This is a genomic window from Actinoplanes sp. CA-142083 (genome assembly GCF_050942195.1).
GTDB lineage: Bacteria > Actinomycetota > Actinomycetes > Mycobacteriales > Micromonosporaceae > Actinoplanes.
The window spans coordinates 4926957-4947022 of record NZ_CP192076.1 but is presented as its reverse complement, the minus strand read 5'-3'; the positions used below and the strand labels follow the sequence as shown (position 1 = coordinate 4947022).

Sequence of the window (20066 nt, the reverse complement as noted above, 5' to 3'; positions counted from 1 at the left end):
CGGAACGGTGGTGCTGACCGCATGTCGGGATCGGGACCCGGGTTTTGCCGGCCCCGGACGATAACCTCCTACCAACGTCTTCCGAACGGAGTGGTGGGATGGCCGAGGACGAGGCCGGTCGCCGGCGGGCCCGGGGTGAGCTCGAGTCCGAGGTGATGGCCGCGCTGTGGGCCGCCGGCGAGCCGCTGACCCCCGCCGGGGTGCAGGCGGCGCTGGGCGGCGACTTGGCGTACAACACGGTCCAGACCATTCTCATCCGCCTGCTCGACAAAGATCTGGTCCGCCGCGGCCCCGCCGACCGCGGCCGCGGCCACTCCTACTGGCCCGCGCAGGACGCCGCCACCCTGGCCGCGACCCGCATGCGGGCCACCCTCGACGAGCGCCCCGACCGCCGGGCCGTGCTGCAGCAGTTCGCCGCCGCCCTGGGCGAGGACGACGCCGACACCCTTCGTGCCCTTCTCGCGGAGCGTGAGTCATGACCCTGGCCGTCTACCTCCCCCTGGTCCTGCCGCTGCTGGTCGCCTTCGCCGCCCGCTACGCCATCGACCGCGCCCGCCCCCGCGCCGCCGTCCCCGGCCTGGTCGCCGCCGCGGTGCTCTCGGCCGCCGCCACCATCTGGTCGCTGCTGCTGCTGTTCCTGACCCTGTTCGACGACCTCCCGTCGATGGTCGCCACGAACGTCCGGACCGGCATGGACCTCCCCGAGCCGGTGCCGGACTGGGTCGCCGTGACCGCGCTCGGCCTCCTGGTGGTCGTGCTGTTCCGCCTGGGCCGCGACCTCTACTTCCGCCAGACCGCCGCCCGCCGCCTCCGCAACGCCGGCCCCGCCGCCGGCGACGTGGTGGTGGCCGACTGGGCCGAGCCCCTGGCCGTCGCCGTCCCCGGCCGCCCCGGCGAGATCCTGCTGACCACCGGCATGCTCCGCGTCCTGGACGCCCAGGAGCGCCGGGCGGTCCTGGCCCACGAGCGCGCCCACCTGGCCCACCGCCACCACATGGCGGTCATGCTGACCAGCGCCGCCGCCGCGGTGAACCCGTTGCTGCGCCCCGCCCGCGACGCCGTGACCTACCTGGTCGAGCGGTGGGCCGACGAGGAGGCCGCCACCGGCGTGGGCGACCGCGACCTGGTCGCCCGCGCCGTCGCTCGCGCCGCCCTGGCCACCGCCAGCCACCCGACCCCGGCCCCGGCCCTGGGCATGCACGGCGGCGTCATCGTCCGCCGGGTCCGCGCCCTGCACAGCCCGCCTCCCGCCACGGCCCGCCGCCAGCTGGCCCTGCTGGGCGCCGTCGCGCTGGCCTGCCTCCTGCTGGAGGTAACCGCCACGGCCTCGTTCCTCGATATTCTCAGCGCCTGGCTGGCGGTCTAGCGGCCGGCGCCAGGGCCTCGCCGACGGTGCCGAGGAGCTCGATCGCGGTGAAGGGCTTCTGCACGATGGTGATCGCCTCGGGGATGCCGTAGCGGGTGCGCAGGTCGGTCTCGTTGTAGCCGGACATGAGCAGCACCCTCAAGGTGGGCCACTTGTGGCGCAGATGGCCGGCGACCTCGGGTCCGGATCTTCCGCGCAGCACGACGTCGACGACCAGCAGTGCGGCATCGTGCAGATCGGCGCCGGCCAGCGCTTCCTCGCTGAGCGCGCTGGTGCGGTAGCCGTTCTCCCGCAGGATGCGCACCACCAGGTCGCGGACGAAGTCGTCGTCGTCGACCACCACGACCCGCTCGCCGTGACCCTGGGCGGGACCCGCCGGCGCCGGGCAATCGGGCACCTCCCCGGGCGTGGTGGCGAGCGGCAGCAGAATGCGGAAGGTGGTTCCGGCGCCCGGCTGTGACTCCACGCCGATGTGGCCGCAGGCGTCGCCGACGATGCCGTACACGGTGGCCAGCCCCAGGCCCGTTCCCTGATCCGGCGGCTTGGTCGTGAAGAACGGCTCGAAGAGCCGATCCCGCACCTCGGCCGTCATGCCGACGCCGGTGTCGCGGACCGAGAGGACCGCGTACCGGCCCGGGGCAAGGGGCTCGGCCGGGCCGCCGGTCATCTCGGCGACGCCGGTCTCGACCAGCACGTCGCCGCCGTCGGGCATCGCGTCGCGGGCGTTGACGACGAGATTGAGCAGGATCTGGTCCAGGCGGCCGCGGTTGGCCCGCACCGGCAGCCGGCCGGACCGGGGGCGGCAGCCGAGGCGGATGTTCGCGCCGATCGTCCGGCTCAGCAGGTCGCCGGCCTCGGTCACCACGTCGTTCAGGTCGACGATCTCGACCTGGGTGGGCTCCCGCTTGGCGAACAGCAGAAGCTGACCGGTGAGCGATCGCGCCCGGTCCGCCGCGTCACGGATGCGGGCCAGGTCGGCCGCGCCCGCCTCGCTGACCTCCTCCGCGAGGAAGTCGGCGTAGTTCAGGATGATCGCCAGCAGGTTGTTGAAGTCGTGCGCGACTCCCCCGGCGAGCTGGCCGAGGCTCTCCAGCCGGGCCGCCCGCTCCGACCGTTCCTTGGCCAGCCGCTCCTCGGTCTCCCGCCGCTTCTTCCCGGTGATGTCCCGCTCGGTGGCGGCCGTCCCGACGACCAGGCCGAACTGGTCACGGATCGGGAAGACGACCACCGACACGGTCAGCGAGGTGCCGTCGCTGTGCAGGCGCTCCGACTCGTCGATCCACACCTGCTCACCGGCGGCGAGTCGCTCGAGCGCCTGCGGAAGGCGTGCCGCCCGGTCGGGTGGCAGCAGCTCGGCGAGCTGGCGGCCGATGACCTCCTCCGCCCGGTAGCCGTACATCCGCTCCGCGCCGGCGTTCCACGCGGTGATGACGCCGTCGAGCGTGCTGCCGATGATCGCGTCCGCCGACTGCTCGGCGAGGGCGGCCAGCATCTCCCGCTCCCGGGCGGCGCCGGCCGCGTCGCGCTGGAGGCGTTCCTGGTGGCGGGCGAGGCCGGTGGCGATCGCGGTGATGCACACCAGCACCAGCAGCCGCAGGATCTGGTCGGCCGAGCCCAGCAGGCCCTGCCAGGTGGAGATGGCCAGGCCGGCCACGAACGCGTACCCGCCGACGGCCAGCACCACCGCCGTCCGGGCCGAGGCGGCGGCGAGCGCGGGCCCCAGCGCCACCCAGCCGAACATGAGCATCCGCGGTGGCGCGGCGGCCGCCCCGATGCCGAGAACCGTCACCGTCGAGGCCGAAACCAGCAGGTACGGCGGTCGCGAGATCGGTTCCTTGAGCTTCACCCCGGGGTCGGCCTCCCCACGACGCTCGAGCCGGTTCGCCCCCGACCGGATACCGGTAGGTTACGGCGGCTCACGACCGTCCTGGCCGGGTTCGGGGAATGCTTGCGCCGGCCGTACGAAATCGGGGCATTTGACTGGCTTTTTGTTTTTGGTCCGCTCGGGCGGGTTCATCCGAAGCGGGTGAGGCGGGCGAGGCCGCGCGGACGGGAGGGTGGTCGACGTGGGCCGGGGACCCGCGGGACGCGCGTCGCCGCACTCGCCACGCACAATCGCACCGTGAAGGGATGAACCATGGGACGACGTGAGATCGAGCTGCGCGATGCGTTGGCCGGCGCGTGGACCGCGGCGCGGATCAGCGGCGGGCAGTTCCGGCAGCTCGTGCCGGTGTATGCCGACCGGATGGGGCTGGCCTACCAGGTGATGCGCGGCCAGCAGATCCAGCGGCGGAGGCGGGCCATCGCGGTCACCGCCATCCTCGCGACCCTCGGTGGCGCGGCCGCCGCGGTGGTGGCGGCGCGGCTGATCGGGAACCGGACGTCCGAAGAAGCGGTCGCGGCGACGGACGAGGCAGTCGCGAAGGTGGACGAGGCGGTCGCGGACGAGGCGGCGGCGGTCAAGTCGGAGGCCACGTTCACGGCCTGATCCGGAATCGTCAGGGTCGACGCCGTTGGCGCGGTCGTTGGGCCGGCGCGGTCGTCGGGGGCAGTCTGGGGGCTGTCCCTGGCGGCCGTTGCGGCCTGGGTCAGTCCGGGCGGTGTTCCATCCAGATCGTTTCGGGCCAGCCGGGGCGCTCGCCCGGCTCCCGGCGCAGCTCGGTGAAGCCGCGGCGCTCGTAGAAGCGGGCCGCGCGGTCGTTGCCGCCGACGTACTCGAGGCGGACGGGGCGGCCCGGCGCGCGCTCACGCAGGGCGTCGATCAGCGCGCTGCCGGCGCCGGTGCCCTGGGCCTCCGGGAGGACGTACAGCTTCCAGATGATCGGCGTCTCGCCGCGCAGGTCGATGTTGCCGATGCCGAGCAGGCCGTCGTCACCCGCGGCGACCAGCACGGTCGTGTCGCGCAGGCTCCGCTCGATCGCCTCGCGCGACCACCAGGTGGCGAGGCCGTCGCGGACGTACTCGTCGCCGGCGAAGCCGTAGGTCGGCGGCCAGGTGCGGTGACCGATCTCGATGATGGCGTCGATGTCGCCGTCCTCGGCGTCCCTGATTCTCACCGGACCGATTCTGCCGCCTGACGCCGCCGGGCGCCGACCGCGGGTCGCTGACCGCGGGTCGCAGGTCGCCGTCGCTCGCCGCGGGTCGCCGTCGCTGACCGCGGGTCGCAGGTCGCCGTCGCTCGCCGCGGATCGCCGTCGCTGACCGCAGGGCGCCGCCGCTGACCGCAGGGCGCAGGTCGCCGTCGGCGGTCGTCGGATGCCGGTTTCGGAACCGGCCCGGCGCTGAGGCCGGGCCGGTCCGGGAAAGAGTCAGGCTGGGTAAGGCCCAGATCCGGGACCGGAGCCGTAGTCCGGGTCTTCGTCGGGATTGGGGCCGGCACCGTGGTTCGGGTTCGGGTTGGGATTGGGGTTCGGGCCGGGGCCCGGGCCCGCGGTGGGACCGGTGCCGGGAGCGGGACCGTAGCCGGGGGTGGGACCGGTGCCGGGGATGGGACCGGTGCCGGGAGCGGGACCGTAGCCGGGGGTCGGACCGGTGCCGGGAGCGGGACCGTAGCCCGGGCCGGCGCCGTAGGCCGGGCCGGGGCCCGCGGTGGGGTCGGGGCCGGTGCTGGCGTTGGGGTCGGTCTGCGGGGTGACGAAGGCGAGCAGGGCGTTGTCCAAGGCCTGCACGATCTGGTCCACCTGGGGGCTCAGCCGGCGCCAGTCGCGGCCGGTTGCCAGGGCCTGGTTCTCGGCGTCGATGGCCGTCACCAGGTCCTGCGTCATGACGGTGATCTGGCCGGCCGCATCGCGGTGGTAGTCGTCCGCCGCGTTGCCGGCCAGGGCGGACCAGCGGGCCGCCGTCTCGGTCAGGTCGGCTCGGACCGGCGGCCAGGCGAGGGCCCGGTCGGAGGCGTCCCGGGTGCTCAGCACCGCGGGGAGACGGTTGGCGATCAGGCTGCGGCCGTTCGCGGCGAGGGCGGCCGCCTCGGTCACCCATTCGGCGGCGCGGCGGCGGCGGTTGACCAGCATGACGCCGACGAGGATCGCCAGGACCAGCACGAGGAGGATCAGCAGCCAGCCAAGCGTGCTGATCCCGCCCGTGTCCGAGGCGGCCGCGACCGCGGAAGGGCTGGCGGTCGGAGTGGCCGGGGTGGTCGCCGCGGCCGCCTCGGTGGTGGGCGGTGTCGTCTCGGGTGGGTTCGTCGTCCGGGTCGGCTCGACGGGCTTCGTCGTTTCCGCGGGCTTGGTGGTCTCGGCCGGCCGGGTGGTCGAGGCCGGCGTGGTGGTCGAGGCCGGCGTGGTGGTCGAGGCCGGCGTGGTGGTCTCAGCCGGCTTGGTGGTCTCAGCCGGCTCGGTGGTCTCAGCGGTTCGGGTCGGGCGGCCCGTCGTAGCAGTGGGCTCGGCCGCGTCGGTCCTGGTCGGCGTCGCGCCGGCCGTCTCGCGGGTGCGCTCGAGGGAAGGCAACGTCGACGGCAACGCGGTGCCACCCCCGCCGGCGTCGCAGGCCGCCAGTCCGGCGAGGGCGCCGGCCACGGCCAGAGCCGCCACGAGCGGGCGGGCATGCGCGAACAGTCTCATCCTGAGTCCCTTCGTGCTCGGCGCCGGCACGGCGCGAGGCGCGCCGGGATCCGCCCGCTTGGCCGGGCTTCGGTCGCGCTAGCCGAAGTCTCGGCGAGGCCCGCGAAGCAGACATCACTCCCGACGGATGAAGGGCAGGGCGGGTGCGGGGCGCCGTCGTCATCCGGGCCTCCCCGAATAATCCATAACGCCTGTAGGGGTCGCAGAACTGTTCACCGATCCGGCGGGCCGCAGAACCCGGGCGGCCAGGACCGAGGCCGCCGCCACCAGGACCGCCGCGGTCAGTGCCATCAGGGCGAAGGCCCCGCCGTAGGCATCGTGGGCAGGCGCGGCCGCCGCGGACTCGGCAAAGGTGCCGGGCAGCCCCGTGCCGTGCCGATAGGCGGCCACCACCAAGGAGCCCAGGATCGCGATGCCGAGGGCCCCGCCCAGCTCACACCCGGTCTCGGTCACCGCCGCCGCCATGCCCGCGCGGGCCGGCCGCACCGTGGCGACGACCAGCTCGGTGCTGAGGATGTAGGCGGGGGCCAGCCCGATCGAGAAGAGAACCATCCCGGTGACCACGGCGGGCAGGCCGCCGAGCGCCAGCACGGCGAAGCCCACCGCCATCGTGGCCAGCCCGGCCGCGATCACCTGGCCCGGCGCGGCGAAGCGGGTCAGGGCCGGCCCGCCGAACGACGCGAGCAGGTAGGCGATGACCGACGGGAGCGTCCACAATCCGGCCTGCAGCGGTGAGAGGCCGAGGAACAACTGCAGATACTGGGCGATCGCGAGCTGGCTGCCATAGAGGACGAAGTACGACAGGGCGTTGCTGCCCACGGCCACCGTCATCCGGGCGTCCCGGAACAGCGTCAGGTCCAGCAGCGGCTGCGGGATCCGGCGCTGCCGGCGAAGAAAAATCACGAACAGGCCTGCGGCCACGACAACAGCGAGCACGGGTACGGCCGAGAGGCCCGACGCGGCGACACGCTTGACGCCGTACACGAAAAGCAGCACGGAAGCGAGGCTCAGCAACGCACCGGGCGCATCGAACGAGGTGGCCGTGCGGTCGCGGGACTCCGGCAGCAGGACCGGGCCGAGCGCGAGGAGCAGCAGCACCGCGGGGACGGCGATGAGGAAGACCGAGCCCCACCAGAAATGCGCGAGCAGAACTCCACCGACGAGGGGCGACGCGACGCCGCCGAGGGAGAAACTTGCGCTCCAGACACCGAGCGCGATCGTACGGCGGCGCGCGTCGGGGAACATCACGCGGATCAGCGCGAGCGTCGACGGCATCAGCGACGCCCCGGCCAGGCCCATCAGGACCCGGGCGGCGATCAGCAGCGCGGGCGTGGTGGCGAAGGCGGCCAGCACCGAGGCGGCGCCGAACCCGGCCGCCCCGGCGAGCAGCAGGCGGCGACGTCCGATCCGGTCGCCGAGGACGCCCGCCGCGATCAACCCGCCGGCCACCACGAACACGTAGCTGTCCATGATCCAGAGCAGCTGCACGCCGGTCGGGTGCAGGTCGCGGCTGAGCTGCGGCGCGGCGAGGTTCAGCACCTCGGCGTCGAGCGAGACGAGCAGACAGGGCAGGGCCAGCACGGCGAGTCCGGTCCAGCTGCGCATGGTGAGTCCCTTCGCATAACGCGATGAATTCGTTCTTCACGTTATGCCCGCACACGGCAGGATGCAACGCGAAGAGCACCTCCAATGCGTTATGCTCGCGGGATGACGACGCGCATCGTGGTCATGCCGTTGGCGGAGCTGGTGGGCTTCGTCAACGAGTGGGGCTCGCTCCCCCGCGCGCTCGACCAGCGCCCCCCGAGCGACGATTCCGTCCGCACGACCTTGGCCGACGAGCTCCACCCGGTCTTCGCCGCTTCCGATCCGGCCGAGCGGGCCCGGCTGGTCACCGCCCTGCTCGACCGCACGAGGGTTCGCCCCGAGCTCGCCACCCACGACGGCGTCCTGACCGAGGAGTGGACGGTCGAGGACCCGGCCGAAAAGGAGCGGGCCGCCGCCGCGCTGGCCCTGCGACACCACCTCGCCGAGCATCCCGGCCGCATCGGCGTCTGCGCCGACGACCAGTGCGCCGACGTCTATGTGGACGCCTCCCCCGCCGGACGCCGCCGCTTCTGCTGCCTGACCTGCCAAAACAGGGCGAGGGCCGCAGCCTTCCGCCGCCGCAACCGAGCGGCCACGGGCTAACGCAGGTAGGAAAGCTCGGGCAACTGCCGCTGATACTCCGCGACCAGGCGCCGCGCCACCGGCACCGAGTCGATCAGCGGGTGGCAGGCCATCGCGCGCACCGCCACCGCCCGCGAGCCCGATCGCGCCGCCTCCAGGACCGCACGCTCGATCGACTTCATCCGCGTCACCAGCGGAACCCCATGCTCAGGAATCGCCGCCCCCGGATAGGGATGCGCCCCCGAACCGTCGACCCGGCACGGCACCTCAACTACGGCGTCGTCGTCGAGAATGGCGAGCGTCCCGCGATTGCGCACGTTGAGAATCAGATCCGTCGGCGTGTCCGACGCGATCGCCATCATCAGCGCGAGCGCCACCGCCTCATATCCGCCGCCTTCGGCGTCGTCCCGTTCCCCGAGGCCTTCGAGCGCCATATACGTCGCGTCGCGCTGCCGCAGCGCCGCGGTCCACGATCGCAGCGGATCGGCCGACGGCGCCGACAGCCGCGCATAGCACTCGTCCTGCTGTCGCAACAGAAACTCCCCGCGCGTCTCCGTGGCGCCCAGCGAAGCCCGTACCAGATCCTCGGTGTCGTAGTAATAGTGCAGATATTCGTTGGGCACCGCGGCCAGCGAGCGCAACCGCGCCGCCCCGAAAAGGCGCCCTTCTTCGAAGGACCCGAGGGCTTCGTCGGATTCCAGCAGCCGCGGGAGCACATTCTCGCCATCGACGCGTACGCCCGAGAGCCACCCCAGATGGTTGAGCCCCGCGTATTCGAGCTTCCCGGATTCCACTCCCAGCGCTCGCATCACCCGCCGCCCGAGGGCCGACGGCGAGTCGCAGATCCCGATCACGCGTTCCCCGAGGTGGACGGCCATCGCCTCGGTGACCAGCCCGGCCGGGTTGGTGAAGTTGATGACCCACGATTCCGGCGCGACCAGGGCGATGCGGCGCGCGATCGCATCCGCGACCGGCAATGTCCGCAATCCGTACGCTATTCCGCCGGCCCCCACCGTCTCCTGCCCGAGAACGCCCTCGCCGAGCGCCACCCGCTCGTCGATGACCCGTCCCGCGAGGCCGTGCACCCGAATCGCGCTGAACACGAAATCGGCGCCGGTCAGCGCTTCCGTCAGGTCGGTCGTGACGGAGATGGCCGGCGGGTGCCCGGCCGTCGCCGCCTGGGCGTGCAGCACCCGCGAAATGGCGTGGAGCCGGGCGGCGGAAACGTCGTAGAGGACGACCGACCCGATCGGGCTGTCGCTTCCGAGAAGCGCCCCGTAGACGAGCGGCACCCGGAATCCGCCCCCACCGAGAATGGTGAGCCGGCGCCCCTCAGCCATGGGCCTGCGCGTCCGACAGCCGGGCGATGGTCGCGCCCGCGCGGCGGACCACCCGCTGCTCCCCGTCCGGAATCACGTCGTCGAGGAAGGCGTAGCGCGGATCCTCCGAAGCCCGCCACCAGTCCGCGATGTCACCCCAGCCGGGCGCCGACAGCGATCCCCCGAAATGCTGCACGGAAAGCGACGCGATGAGATTCGCGAAGGCGAGCCGCTGCGCCAGCGGCCAATTGCCGAGCGTGCCCAGGATGAAGCCCGCCATGAAGACGTCCCCGGCCCCGGTCGGGTCGAGGGCCTCGACCGGCACCGCCGGCACGTGCACCAGCTCCCCCGTCGCCGAGTCGATCGCGATCGCCCCGTCCGAGCCGCAGGTCACCACCACGACCGGCACCAGGCCGGCGAGCCGCCGCGCCGCCTCCTCCGGCGACGAGGCCCGGGTGTAGCGCATGGCCTCCACCGAGTTCGGCAGGAAGGCGTAGCAGTCGTCGAGCATGGCGAGGGCCTCGGACGGCCATTCCTCGCTGTCGTCCCAGCCCACGTCGGCGAAGACCAGCGTTCCCATGGACCGCGCCTCCCGTACCCACGGAAGTCGATCCTTTGTCAGGCTCACCGATGCTGCGCGGGCCGCCGGCAGCGCGCCCACCAGCCCGGAGGCGTTGAGCGGCGGCGGATGCCCGTGGGTGACCATGCTGCGGTCCCGGGCGTACGCGAGCGACACGGTGACCGGAGAGTGCCCCTCGGCCCGGGTCGAGGGCGACAAGTCGATGCCTTCCTGGCCACAGAGGATCGATGCGCAAAAATCACCATAAGCGTCGGTGTTCAGGGTGGTGCCCAGCCCGGTGCGCAGGCCGAGGCGGGCCGCGGCGACCGCGAGATTGGCCACCCCGCCGGGGCAGGAGCCCATTCCGGTGGCCCAGACCTCGGTGCCGGGGCGGGGCAGATCACGGAGTCCGGTGAAGACGATGTCGAGGTAGACGACACCGGGAACGAAGAGGTCCAGCGTCGGCGCCATTGTGCGATCTTATTTCGGCCGGGCAACGCGCCGAGGGTGATCCTGCACGCAGGACCACCCCCATTGCCTATCAAATATCAGATATCAAGTGTCACCGAGGAGTCCTCGGCGGGTGCGTCCGCCGCGGCGCCGCCGACGATCTCGACCCGCCACGGCAGCGCCGCGCCGTCCCGGGTGACCCGCACGGCGTCGCCGTCGCCGACAACAGTGAACGTGGTCTCGCCCACGCGCACCTCCGTCCGCGTCGGAAGAGGCCCGTAAACCCGCAGCGTGATCCCGTCGCGATAGTCGTAGTCGGGCCGGTCGGTCCGGCTGCCGACCGGCAGCACCGCGCCCGGCCGCACCAGCAGCGGCGCGCTGTCGAACCCGTGCGTCTCGGTGACCCAGCCCGGCCCCTCGACGACCTCGCCGGTGAGGAAGTGCGTCCACTTCCCGGCGGGCACGTAGTACGTGACCTGGCCGGCCTCGGAGAACACCGGCGCGACGAGCAGGGACGAGCCGAGGAGGTACTGCCGGTCGAGGTGGGTGACGGCCGGATCCTCGGGGAACCCGACGATCATCGGCCGCATGACCGGCAGCCCGTCCTCGTGCGCCTGGCGGGCGGCCTCGAACAGGTACGGCATGAGCGAGTACTTGAGGTGCGTGAATTTGCGCAGCACCTCGACCGACTCCTCGTCGAACAGCCACGGCACCCGGTACGAGTGGTTGCCGTGCAGCCGGCTGTGCGAGGAGAGCAGCCCGAACGCGATCCACCGCTTGAAGACGGCCGGGTCGGGCCGCCCCTCGAAGCCGCCGATGTCGTGGCTCCAGAAGCCGAAGCCGGAAGACATCAGCGAGAGCCCGCCGCGCAGGCTTTCCGCCATCGATTCGTACGTGGCGGAGTTGTCCCCGCCCCAGTGCACCGGGAACTGCTGCCCGCCGACCGTCGCCGACCGCGCGAACAGCACCGCCTCCCCCTCGCCGCGGGCCTCCCGCAGCACGTCGAAGACGACCTGGTTGTAGAGCTGGGTGTAGTAGTTGTGCATCCGCTCCGGGTCGGACCCGTCGTGCCAGACGACGTCGTCGACCGGGATCCGCTCGCCGAAGTCCGACTTGAATGCGTCGACCCCCATGTCGACCAAGTTCCGCAACTTGTCCGCGAACCAGGAGACGGCCGCCGGGTTGGTGAAGTCGACCAGCGCCATCCCCGCCTGCCACCGGTCCCACTGCCAGACGTCGCCGTTGGAAAGCCGCACGAGATAACCGTTGGCCACGCCTTCGGCGAACATCGAGGAACGCTGCGCGATGTACGGGTTGATCCACAGACACGTCCGCAGTCCGCGGTCGTGCAGCCGCTTGAGCATGCCCGGCGGGTCCGGGAAGATCCGCGGGTCCCACTCGAAGTCGCACCAGTGGAACTCGCGCATCCAGAACGTGTCGAAGTGGAAGACGCTCAGCGGCAGGTCCCGCGACGCCATTCCGTCGACGAACTGGGTGACCGTTTCCTCGTCGTAAGGGGTGGTGAACGAGGTGGTCAGCCACAGCCCGAAGGACCACGACGGCGGGAGCGCGGCCCGCCCGGTCAGCGCCGTGTACTTGCGCAGGATGTCGGCCGGCGTCGGCCCGTAGATCACCACGTAGGACAGCGTCTGCCCGGCCACGCTGAACTGCGTCCGCGACACCATCTCGCTGGCAACTTCGAACGAAACTTTCCCAGGGTTGTCGACGAGCACGCCGTACCCGTGATTGGTGAAATAGAACGGGACGTTCTTGTAGGCCTGCTCGCTGCTGGTGCCGCCGTCCTCGTTCCAGATGTCGATGCTCTGCCCGTTCTTCACGAACGGCCCGAACCTCTCGCCCAGACCATAAACGGCTTCGCCAACACCAAGATCCAATTGCTCGTGTACGAAGTGAGCACCGTCGACCGTGTCGACAATGCCCATTCCCTTCCAGCCGCTTCCGGTCAGCCTTTTCCCGTCCGCGATGAAGTCCAGGCCCCAGTCATCTTGGTTGAACCGGGCGGTCAGCGAGCCCGAAGTGATCTCGTTGTCGGTCACGATGACTGAATGATCTTCGCTGTTCAGCGCGAAATTCGGGCCTTTGGCGACACCACCGAGGAAATGACCGATCGTCACGCGGATCACGTCCGGCGCCGGCGCCTCCGCGCGGATCGTGATGATCGGCGCGTCGAGGGTGTCGCTGCGGCTCTTGACCTTCTTGGCGGTCGCGTACGCGGTCAGCGTCGCGCCGTCGTTCTCGGTGTCGTGCAACTGTGCTGGATGCAGCACGGTCAGCCCGGCACGCTTGAGCCAGAAGCCGTCGGTGAACTTCATGTCGGTCCTTTACTTGATGGCGCCGGCGGCGATGCCGCGGGTGAGCGTCCGCTGGAAGATCAGGAAGAACAACATGGCGGGCAGGATGCCGATCAGGGCCGAGGCGCTGGTCGTGGTGGCGTCCATGAGGCGGTCGCCCTGCAGCACGCCGAGCGCGACCGGCACGGTCTGGTTGTCGTTCGAGATCAGGAAGACCAGCGGCAGGAAGAACTCGTTCCAGGTCCAGATGAAGAAGAACGTGAACAGCACGCCGAGGGTGGGCCGGCTGACCGGGACCACGACGCGCCAGAGGCTGCGCCACTTGCCGGCGCCGTCGATGGCGGCGGCCTCCAGCAGCTCGGTCGGGAACTCGGTGTAGACCGAAGTCAGCAGGTACGTCCCGAAGGCGCTCTGGATGACGGTGAAGATGATGATGATCGAGATCAGGTTGTCGTAGAGCCCGACCTGCTTCGACAGGTAGTACAGCGGGTAGACCAGCACCTCCTGCGGCAGCAGGTTGGCCACCAGGAAGAAGACCAGGAACCAGACCCGGCCCTTAACCTTGCCGATGCCGAGGGCGTACGCGTTGAGAATGCTCAGCAGCACGCCGAGCGTCGCCACGACGATGCTGGAGATGAAGCTGTTCCAGAGCTTCTGGCCGAAGTTGACCCGGTTCCAGAAGTTGACGATGCCGTCCCAGTACAGGTGCCCGGGCAGCGACAGCGGGCCGTTGCTGGCGTAGTCGGCGGGGCTCTTGAACGCGTTGATCGCGACCACGAGCAGCGGCGCGATGACCAGCAGGAGCAGCACCAGCAGGCCGAACAGGATGGCGAAGCGGGCCGGGTTGCGACGCTTCGCGGCCTTGATCGGCGCCTCGCTGTTGTCGAGCCGGGAGGGGGTTGCGGTCACGGTCATGTCAGGCTCCGGACTTCTCGGCCCGGTTCTGCAACCGCAGGAACACGATGGCGAGCACGATGATGATCACGGTGAGCACGGTGGAGATCGCCGAGCCGTAGCCCACCTGGGCCTTCTCGAAGAAGTTCTTGTACGCGAAGTACGACGGCACCAGCGTCGCGTTGCTCGGCCCGCCCCGGGTGAGCACGAAGATCTGCCCGAAGATCTTCAGCGCCGCGATCGTGGTGGTGATCAGGACGACGTAGAACTCCGGCCGGATCATGTACACCGTGATCTTGCGGAAGCGCTGCCACCAGGTGGCGCCGTCGAGGTCCGCGGCCTCGTACAGCGAGGGGTCGATCCGCTGCAGGCCGGACATGAACATCACGATCGGGTAGCCCAGCTGGAACCAGATCATGATCGCCATGACGCTGTAGAGCGCGTAGTCGGGGTCGCCGAGCCAGTTCTTGGCCAGTCCGTGCAGCCCGATCGAGTCGAGGATCTTGTTGAGCGCGCCGTAGTCCGGGTGCAGGATCCAGCCCCACACGATGCCGGTGACGGCAACGGGGATGACCTGGGGGATGTAGAAACCGGATCGGAAGACCGACGCCCAGCGGTTGCTGAAGTGCTTGGCGATGTAGTCGAACAGCAGCGCCGCGAGAACCAGGCCCACCAGCGTCGGCACCACCGCCATGGCCAGGATCAGCAGGATGATGTGCCCGAACGACTGCCAGAACAGCGTGTCGTGGAACAGCCTGGTGTAGTTGTCGAAGCCGATCCACTTCTGGTCGCCCACACCGTTCCACTTGGTGAAGCTGGTGTAGACCGTCATGATCAACGGAACCACGATGATCGCCAGGGACGCGACGACCCCCGGGATCAGGTAAACCGCGTAGCCGCCTTTACCGGATTTTCCGGACATTGGGAGGTCCTTCTTTCCTCGACGGCGGCGGGCCTCACGACCCGCCGCCGCCATCCGGTCACTTGCCGAGGTCGGCGAGGTTCTCGTTGTACGGCTTCGCGATCTCGTCGAGGAACGCGGCGGGGGTCTTCGAGCCGTTGATCAGGCCCTGGGTGCCGGCCACGAGCACGTCGTAGTAACCGGGCGCCGGCCAGTCGGGGTAGAAGGCCAGGCCGTCCTCCGAGGAGATCTTGTTGAAGTTGTCGATCAGTTCCTTGTTCTTGGCGTCGGTGATCGACGCGGCGTCGGCCGCCACCGGAACTCCGCCGTTGTTGCCGAGCAGGTTCTGCACCTCGGGCTGCATCGTGATGTCGATGAAGTCGTACGCGAGCGACTTGGCCTTGCTCTTCTCCGGGACCACCCAGAGGTTGCCGCTCGAGCCCGGGTGCAGCTTGTTGCCCGGGAAGAGGAACGAGCCCCACTGGAAGTTCTTGACCTCGCTGGCGAACCGGCCGTACCACCAGCTACCCGAGATCAGGATCGGGAACTTGCCCTGCTCCCACGCGACACCCATGTCCTCGGCCTTGATGCCGGCCGAGTTCTTGGCGATGTAGCCCTTGCCGACCCAGTCGGAGAACGTCTGGGCGCCGTAGGTGAGCGCGGCGTCGTGGAAGTCGACCTTGTTCTTGTAGAGCTGGTAGTCGTCCACCCACGAGCGGTCCGCCTTGGACAGCGCGAGCTCGTAGAAGATCTGCTGGGCCGGGTACTCGGCGCCGCCGACGCTCAGCGGCGTGACGCCCTTGGCCTTGAACGCGTCCATCACCTTCGTGAACTCGTCCAGAGTGGTCGGCACCTGCAGGTTGAACTTCTTGAACATGTCCTGGTTGTAATAGACCATGACGTATTCGCCGTAGTTCGGGATGCCGAACCACTTGCCCGAGCCCATGATGCCGTCTTCGTCGTACTTGGCGGTGGTCTGCAGGCTGGTGCTGAGCTTTTTGTCCCAGCCCCGCTTGGTGGCCTGGTCGCTCAGGTCGGTCAGCAGGCCCTGCTTCGACAGCAGGCCGGCGGTCGCGTTGCCCTTGTTGTACTCGAGGATGTCGGGCGCGCTGTCCGAGTTGAGGATCATCTGCGCGTTCTGCTGGATCTGCTCGAAGGACTTCTCCTCGAACTTCACCGTGACGCCGGGGTGCGACGCCTTGAAGAGCTCGATCGCCTTGTTCCAGGCGACGCCCATGGCGCTGGTCGGACCCTCGTAGTGCCAGAGGGTAAGGGTCTTGGCGTCGCTGCCGCTGTCCTCGTCGTCCGAGCCGGAACCGCTGCACGCGGTCAGCGCGAGTGACGATGCCAGCAAGAATGCACCGGCAACAGCGCCGGCTCGTTTTCTGAACATGCCGTCCTCCGGATGGGTTCGTCGAAGCGCTTCGACACGGGGTCGTCGAAGCGCTTCGACGCGGGACTTTCCGGTGACGTTAGGGTTCGCCGCGCATACATGTCAACGGTGTGACGAAGAGATTTCGCAACGATCGGGTCCCGGGGGCCACCGGCTTCTTCCGGCCCGCACCGGGCCGAAAACCTTGATCGAGTTTAGGTACGAAAGAGACTTTCTGGACGTATCAGTGCGGCGCGGCGCAGCTGTCTCGCTCCACCAGCGTCGGGGGCAGGAGCCGGATCGGCTCGGTGTGCCGGCCGTCGAGCAGCTTCATCACGGTCTCGACGGCCAGCCCGCCCACGTCGTGCGACGGTATGTCGACCGACGTCAGCGGGATCGGCATGGCGAGGGCGACGTCCCGGGGGCAGACCGCCACCACCGAGATGTCCTCCGGCACGCGGCGCCCCGCGGCCCGCAGCTGATCGAGCAGCGGGCGCAGGGCCTCCTCGTTGTGCACCACCAGCGCGGTGACGCCGTCGAGCTCGGCGTCGATGTCGGCCAGGCAGGTGCGTACCCCGTCCTGAGCCGGCTCGCACGGGTGGGTCATCGTCTGCAGGCCCAGCTCGGCCGACGCCTCGGTGAAGCCGGCCAGGAACCGGTCGGCGTAGCTGGTGCCGCGCCGGTACACCGACGGCGACGGCCCGACCAGGGCTATCCGCCGGTGACCGTGCCACGCCAGATGGCGCAGCGTCTCCTTCGCGGCGGCCGCGAAGTCGAGGTCGACGCAGACGATGCCGGCCGGGTCGTCGGGCAGCCCGATCAGCACCGACGGCTGCTTGAGCCGCCGCAGCGCCGGGATGCGCACGTCGTGCTTCTCCACGTCCATGACGATGAGCGCGTCGACCATGGTCGAGTGCGCCACCCGCTCGAGGCCGGTGGTGCCCTCGTCCTTGGTCAGCAGCAGCACGTCGTGGTTGTGCGTGCGGGCCGCGGTGACCACGGCCGTGGCGAACTGCATGATGACCGGCACGTTGACGTCCACCCGCAGCGGCACCACGAGCGCCACGACGTTGGTCTTGCTGCTCGCGAGCGCCCGGGCGCCGGCGTGCGGGTGGAAGCCGAGCTCGGCGATGGCCGCCTGGACCCGGGCCCGGGTCTGCGCCGAGATCGGACGACGGCCGCTCAGCACGTACGACACCGTGCTCGGCGACACCCCGGCTGCCCGGGCGACGTCGTTGATCGTCGGCATCGGCCCTCCCCACGTGACCCGATCGCGTTCCATGATGCGCCCTTCGCCAGGAATCCTAACTGCCTAATTGATCAAGCGGGCACGTCGTGTACCGGCACACCTCCGCGCTGTGATCCCACGACGACCAGTTGCGGGGTCGCCACGGTCGATGTCTGCTCGGCGATGACCGCCAGGGCCAGGGTGTTCCTGCCGTTCTGCCGGAGCAGGCCGGCGGGCAGGACGAAGTCGGTCTGCGGGCCGATCGCCGCGCCGTACTGACCGAGGTTCCAGCCGTTGAGATAGATGATCACGCGGTAGCCGGCCGGGATCGCCCCGCCGAAGCGCAGCGCCACCGAGGTGTCCTGATTTTTCGGCAGATCCGTCGAGAATCCGGTCCGGAGCCACGTGACGCCCGGCGCCGCGGCAAATCCAGCCGCCGGCCACCCCCGGTCGCTGTAGCCGGGCAGGCTCCACCCCGCACGCTCCCCGTACAGGCCGCCGTTGTTGAGGCCACCGCGGACAGGATCGACGCGCGCCTGGCCTTGGATACGCCAGGATATTTCGGAAATGCCGGAGATGGCGGCGCCGACCAGGCCGCGCGGCTGACGGAAGCGGCTGTCCTCGGCCGTCCAGTCGTCGTTGTTGCCCATGTTCTGCACGAGGACCGAGAGCACCGCCGTCTCGCCCGGCTTCACCAGCCCGGCCGGGATCGTGAACTCCCCCGGCCCCGGGTCCGGATTGACCGGGACGTCCGAGTCGGCCTGCACCCCGCCCTTCGCGCTGCCCAGGTACCGGCCGTTGAGCCAGACCAGGTAGTCGCCGCGCTTGCCGGTGATCGCGTTGAGCTTCACCGTCGTCTCGGCGCCGGTGCCGGCGAAGCGCCCCCGATACCAGACACTGCCGGCGTGATAGCCGTACTCGTCGCTGAACAGCACCGGCAGCGTGACCGGCGCGAAGGTGCTGAGGCTGGTGGTCTTGTCGGCCACCGTCCACCGCGAGTCGTCGAAGGCGGGTCTCGCCTCGGGCGCCTCGGCCTGCTGCTTCCAGCCGGCCAGAGCCGGCAATTCCACCCCGCGAGGGCCGGGCAAGCTGCCTTCAAGAGAGCCATTTCTTCCCGTACGGGTGGGCACAGGCTTGCCATTGACGGTCAGCGTTCGCGCGTTCGCGAACACCTCGACCGGCCCCGCTTCGCTCGTGTCGGCCCGCAGGTCGACCGTGCCGTGGTCGACACGCGCGGCGCGAACCAGCGACGTGCCCTTCACCAGCACCCCGTCGACGTTCCAGAACGACGCCGCGGTGTCGTCGGTGCCGAGCATCAGCAGCAGCGGCCGATGTCCCCCGCCGCTGATCAGCACCCGGGTCAGCCCGTGGTGGGTGTAGTCCAGGCGCAGATCGCCGTTGCGGTAGGAGGCGGTAGCCGTACCCGCGAGGACCTTGACCTTGGGTTCGGACGTGTAACGCAGAACAGTCGCGCCTGGTGTGCCCTCGGCGCCGTAGAAGATGGCGATGTCCCGGTTGGCGAAGGCCGTCGTGTAGAGCTCCGATGTGGACGCCACGAGGCGCTGACCGCCGAGATCGAGGTTGCTCACCAGCACCTTGGCGTCGTGGCCGGGCAGCGTGACCGGGAAGCTGTAGCCGTTCCAGTCCAGCGTGGACGTCACCTCGGTGGTGGAGGTGTTGCGGGCCAGCAAGAACTGGGTGCCGGTGTCCGGGTTGGTCCGGGCCGCGGTCTCCAGACCGGTGACCGCGGGCGCGGCCGAGGGATCGGTCTTGGTGAGCGGCGGGACGGCCCGCAGGAAGTAGCCCTGCCGCTTGTACTCGTCGTACTTCGCGGTCAGCTGCCGGGCCTCGGTGATGGCCGCGCCGTAGTCGTACGAGGTGTAGACGTCGTTGGGCTGCCCGAGCCAGCCCCAGTTGGTGCCGCCGAAGCCCATGTAGTAGCTGAACGCGGTGGCGCCGCTGAGCACCATGTTCCCCTTCTGGAAGAACTTGGTGTACGGCACGCCGGTCAGGTTGCGGCAGGCCTCGTACCCGGCGTTGTTCAGGTCGATCGCGCCGGCCTGGTACTCCGCCGCGAAGACCGGCGCGTCGTCGCGGACCTTCTCGGTGATGCCCGCTCCCCACGGACCCCAGGTGGTGTCCGCGTTCTGGCACTCGAAGGACTGCGGGTAGTCGTCGACGCCCGGGATCTGCACCGCGCCGAGCCCGGATCCCCAGGTGGAGGACCACGATCCGGCGTCGCAGCAGTTGTTCGTCGTGATCGGCACGTCGATGCCGTCGGCGCGGGCGGTGTCCTGCAGGTCCTGCATGTACACGGCGTCGGTGTTCACCGCGTACTCGTTCTCGACGTTGTAGAGCAGCACCGAGCCGCCGCGGGTGACCTGATGGCGGGCGAGGATCGGATTGATGTGCGCGAGCCAGTCGTGGTAGGCGGCGGTGTATCCGGCGTCGCTGCTGCGCGCCCGCCCGGGCACCGTCTTGAGCCACGCGGGGAAGCCGCCGCCGCTGGTCTCCGCGTTGATGTAGGGGCCGGGCCGGGCCACCACGTACAGGCCGACCTCCTCGGCCGTGCGCAGGAGGCGGTCGACGTCGCGGACGCCGGTGAAGTCGTATCTGCCGGGGGCCGGCGAGTGGAACGCCCACGAGAAGTAGACCGAGACGGCGTTGAAGCCGGCCGCCTTCTCCTTCTCGAGGATGTCGCGCCAGAGGTCGGGGCTGGGCAGCCGGAAGTAGTGGAACTCCGCCGACTGCAGGAGCAGGCGCTGCCCGTCGACCATCAGCGAGTACTTGTCGTAGGTGACGCTGTGCTTGGGCGCCGCCGACGACGGGCCGCCGAGGACGGCCAGGCCGGCCACCGCCAGGACCAGGGCGAGCAGGATGCGGCGAATCTTCATGCGGGTCCCCTTCGAGGACGGAAGGATCGGTGACCCGCCCGCCGGC

Annotated in this window: 16 protein-coding genes; 4 read left to right on the top strand and 12 right to left on the bottom strand. The window is 70.2% G+C overall.

What is annotated here, in order from left to right; translation table 11 throughout:
• Positions 1 to 98: 98 nt before the first annotated feature.
• Entirely contained in the window at positions 99 to 479 is a 381-nt protein-coding gene (locus ACQPZX_RS22595) for a BlaI/MecI/CopY family transcriptional regulator (RefSeq protein ID WP_433383883.1), read from the top strand.
• A complete protein-coding gene (locus tag ACQPZX_RS22590) occupies positions 476 to 1366 on the top strand; it encodes a M56 family metallopeptidase (RefSeq protein WP_433383881.1) in 891 nt (296 codons plus the stop codon). Before ACQPZX_RS22595 ends, ACQPZX_RS22590 begins: the two co-directional genes overlap by 4 nt.
• On the opposite strand, the gene ACQPZX_RS22585 is transcribed toward ACQPZX_RS22590, so the two are convergent.
• Positions 1344 to 3212, bottom strand: a complete 1869-nt coding sequence (locus tag ACQPZX_RS22585; protein WP_433383879.1) for a PAS domain S-box protein — start codon at positions 3210 to 3212, stop codon at positions 1344 to 1346. The genes ACQPZX_RS22590 and ACQPZX_RS22585 overlap by 23 nt on opposite strands.
• Before the next feature lie 291 nt (positions 3213 to 3503).
• Between ACQPZX_RS22585 and ACQPZX_RS22580 the strand changes: the two genes are divergently transcribed.
• Complete coding sequence (locus tag ACQPZX_RS22580) at positions 3504 to 3854, top strand: hypothetical protein (RefSeq protein ID WP_433383877.1); 351 nt, start codon at positions 3504 to 3506, stop codon at positions 3852 to 3854.
• Between the two features lie 100 nt (positions 3855 to 3954).
• Here the strand turns inward: ACQPZX_RS22580 and ACQPZX_RS22575 are convergent, their stop codons facing one another.
• From ACQPZX_RS22575 to ACQPZX_RS22565, 3 genes are all read right to left on the bottom strand, one after another.
• Positions 3955 to 4422 (bottom strand): GNAT family N-acetyltransferase, encoded by a 468-nt coding sequence (locus ACQPZX_RS22575; protein ID WP_433383875.1) that lies wholly within the window; start codon positions 4420 to 4422, stop codon positions 3955 to 3957.
• 252 nt (positions 4423 to 4674) lie between these two features.
• Positions 4675 to 5925, bottom strand: coding sequence for a hypothetical protein (locus ACQPZX_RS22570; protein ID WP_433383873.1), 1251 nt, complete (start codon positions 5923 to 5925; stop codon positions 4675 to 4677).
• A gap of 159 nt (positions 5926 to 6084) precedes the next feature.
• Positions 6085 to 7530, bottom strand: a complete 1446-nt coding sequence (locus tag ACQPZX_RS22565; protein WP_433383871.1) for an MFS transporter — start codon at positions 7528 to 7530, stop codon at positions 6085 to 6087.
• Positions 7531 to 7632: 102 nt separating this feature from the next.
• On the opposite strand from ACQPZX_RS22565, the gene ACQPZX_RS22560 reads away from it, so the two are divergent.
• Positions 7633 to 8112 (top strand): CGNR zinc finger domain-containing protein, encoded by a 480-nt coding sequence (locus ACQPZX_RS22560; RefSeq protein ID WP_433383869.1) that lies wholly within the window; start codon positions 7633 to 7635, stop codon positions 8110 to 8112.
• Here the strand turns inward: ACQPZX_RS22560 and ACQPZX_RS22555 are convergent.
• The 8 genes from ACQPZX_RS22555 to ACQPZX_RS22520 form a co-directional block, all read right to left on the bottom strand.
• On the bottom strand, positions 8109 to 9431 hold the full coding sequence (locus tag ACQPZX_RS22555) for a 6-phospho-beta-glucosidase (RefSeq protein ID WP_433383867.1): 1323 nt from the start codon (positions 9429 to 9431) through the stop codon (positions 8109 to 8111). The two genes, ACQPZX_RS22560 and ACQPZX_RS22555, sit on opposite strands and share 4 nt — an antisense overlap.
• Positions 9424 to 10440 carry a carbohydrate kinase family protein gene (locus ACQPZX_RS22550; protein ID WP_433383865.1) on the bottom strand — a complete coding sequence of 339 codons (1017 nt, stop codon included), beginning with the start codon at positions 10438 to 10440 and terminating at the stop codon, positions 9424 to 9426. The genes ACQPZX_RS22555 and ACQPZX_RS22550 overlap by 8 nt, the downstream gene beginning before the upstream one ends.
• 77 nt (positions 10441 to 10517) lie before the next feature.
• Positions 10518 to 12752 (bottom strand): alpha-xylosidase, encoded by a 2235-nt coding sequence (yicI, locus tag ACQPZX_RS22545; protein WP_433383863.1) that lies wholly within the window; start codon positions 12750 to 12752, stop codon positions 10518 to 10520.
• A gap of 9 nt (positions 12753 to 12761) precedes the next feature.
• A complete protein-coding gene (locus ACQPZX_RS22540; protein WP_433383861.1) occupies positions 12762 to 13646 on the bottom strand; it encodes a carbohydrate ABC transporter permease in 885 nt (294 codons plus the stop codon).
• A gap of 1 nt (position 13647) precedes the next feature.
• Positions 13648 to 14547 carry a carbohydrate ABC transporter permease gene (locus ACQPZX_RS22535; protein ID WP_433383859.1) on the bottom strand — a complete coding sequence of 300 codons (900 nt, stop codon included), beginning with the start codon at positions 14545 to 14547 and terminating at the stop codon, positions 13648 to 13650.
• A gap of 58 nt (positions 14548 to 14605) precedes the next feature.
• On the bottom strand, positions 14606 to 15919 hold the full coding sequence (locus ACQPZX_RS22530; RefSeq protein ID WP_433383857.1) for an ABC transporter substrate-binding protein: 1314 nt from the start codon (positions 15917 to 15919) through the stop codon (positions 14606 to 14608).
• A gap of 223 nt (positions 15920 to 16142) precedes the next feature.
• Complete coding sequence (locus tag ACQPZX_RS22525) at positions 16143 to 17147, bottom strand: LacI family DNA-binding transcriptional regulator (protein ID WP_433383855.1); 1005 nt, start codon at positions 17145 to 17147, stop codon at positions 16143 to 16145.
• Positions 17148 to 17218: 71 nt separating this feature from the next.
• Entirely contained in the window at positions 17219 to 20020 is a 2802-nt protein-coding gene (locus ACQPZX_RS22520) for a beta-galactosidase (RefSeq protein WP_433383853.1), read from the bottom strand.
• Positions 20021 to 20066: the final 46 nt, after the last annotated feature.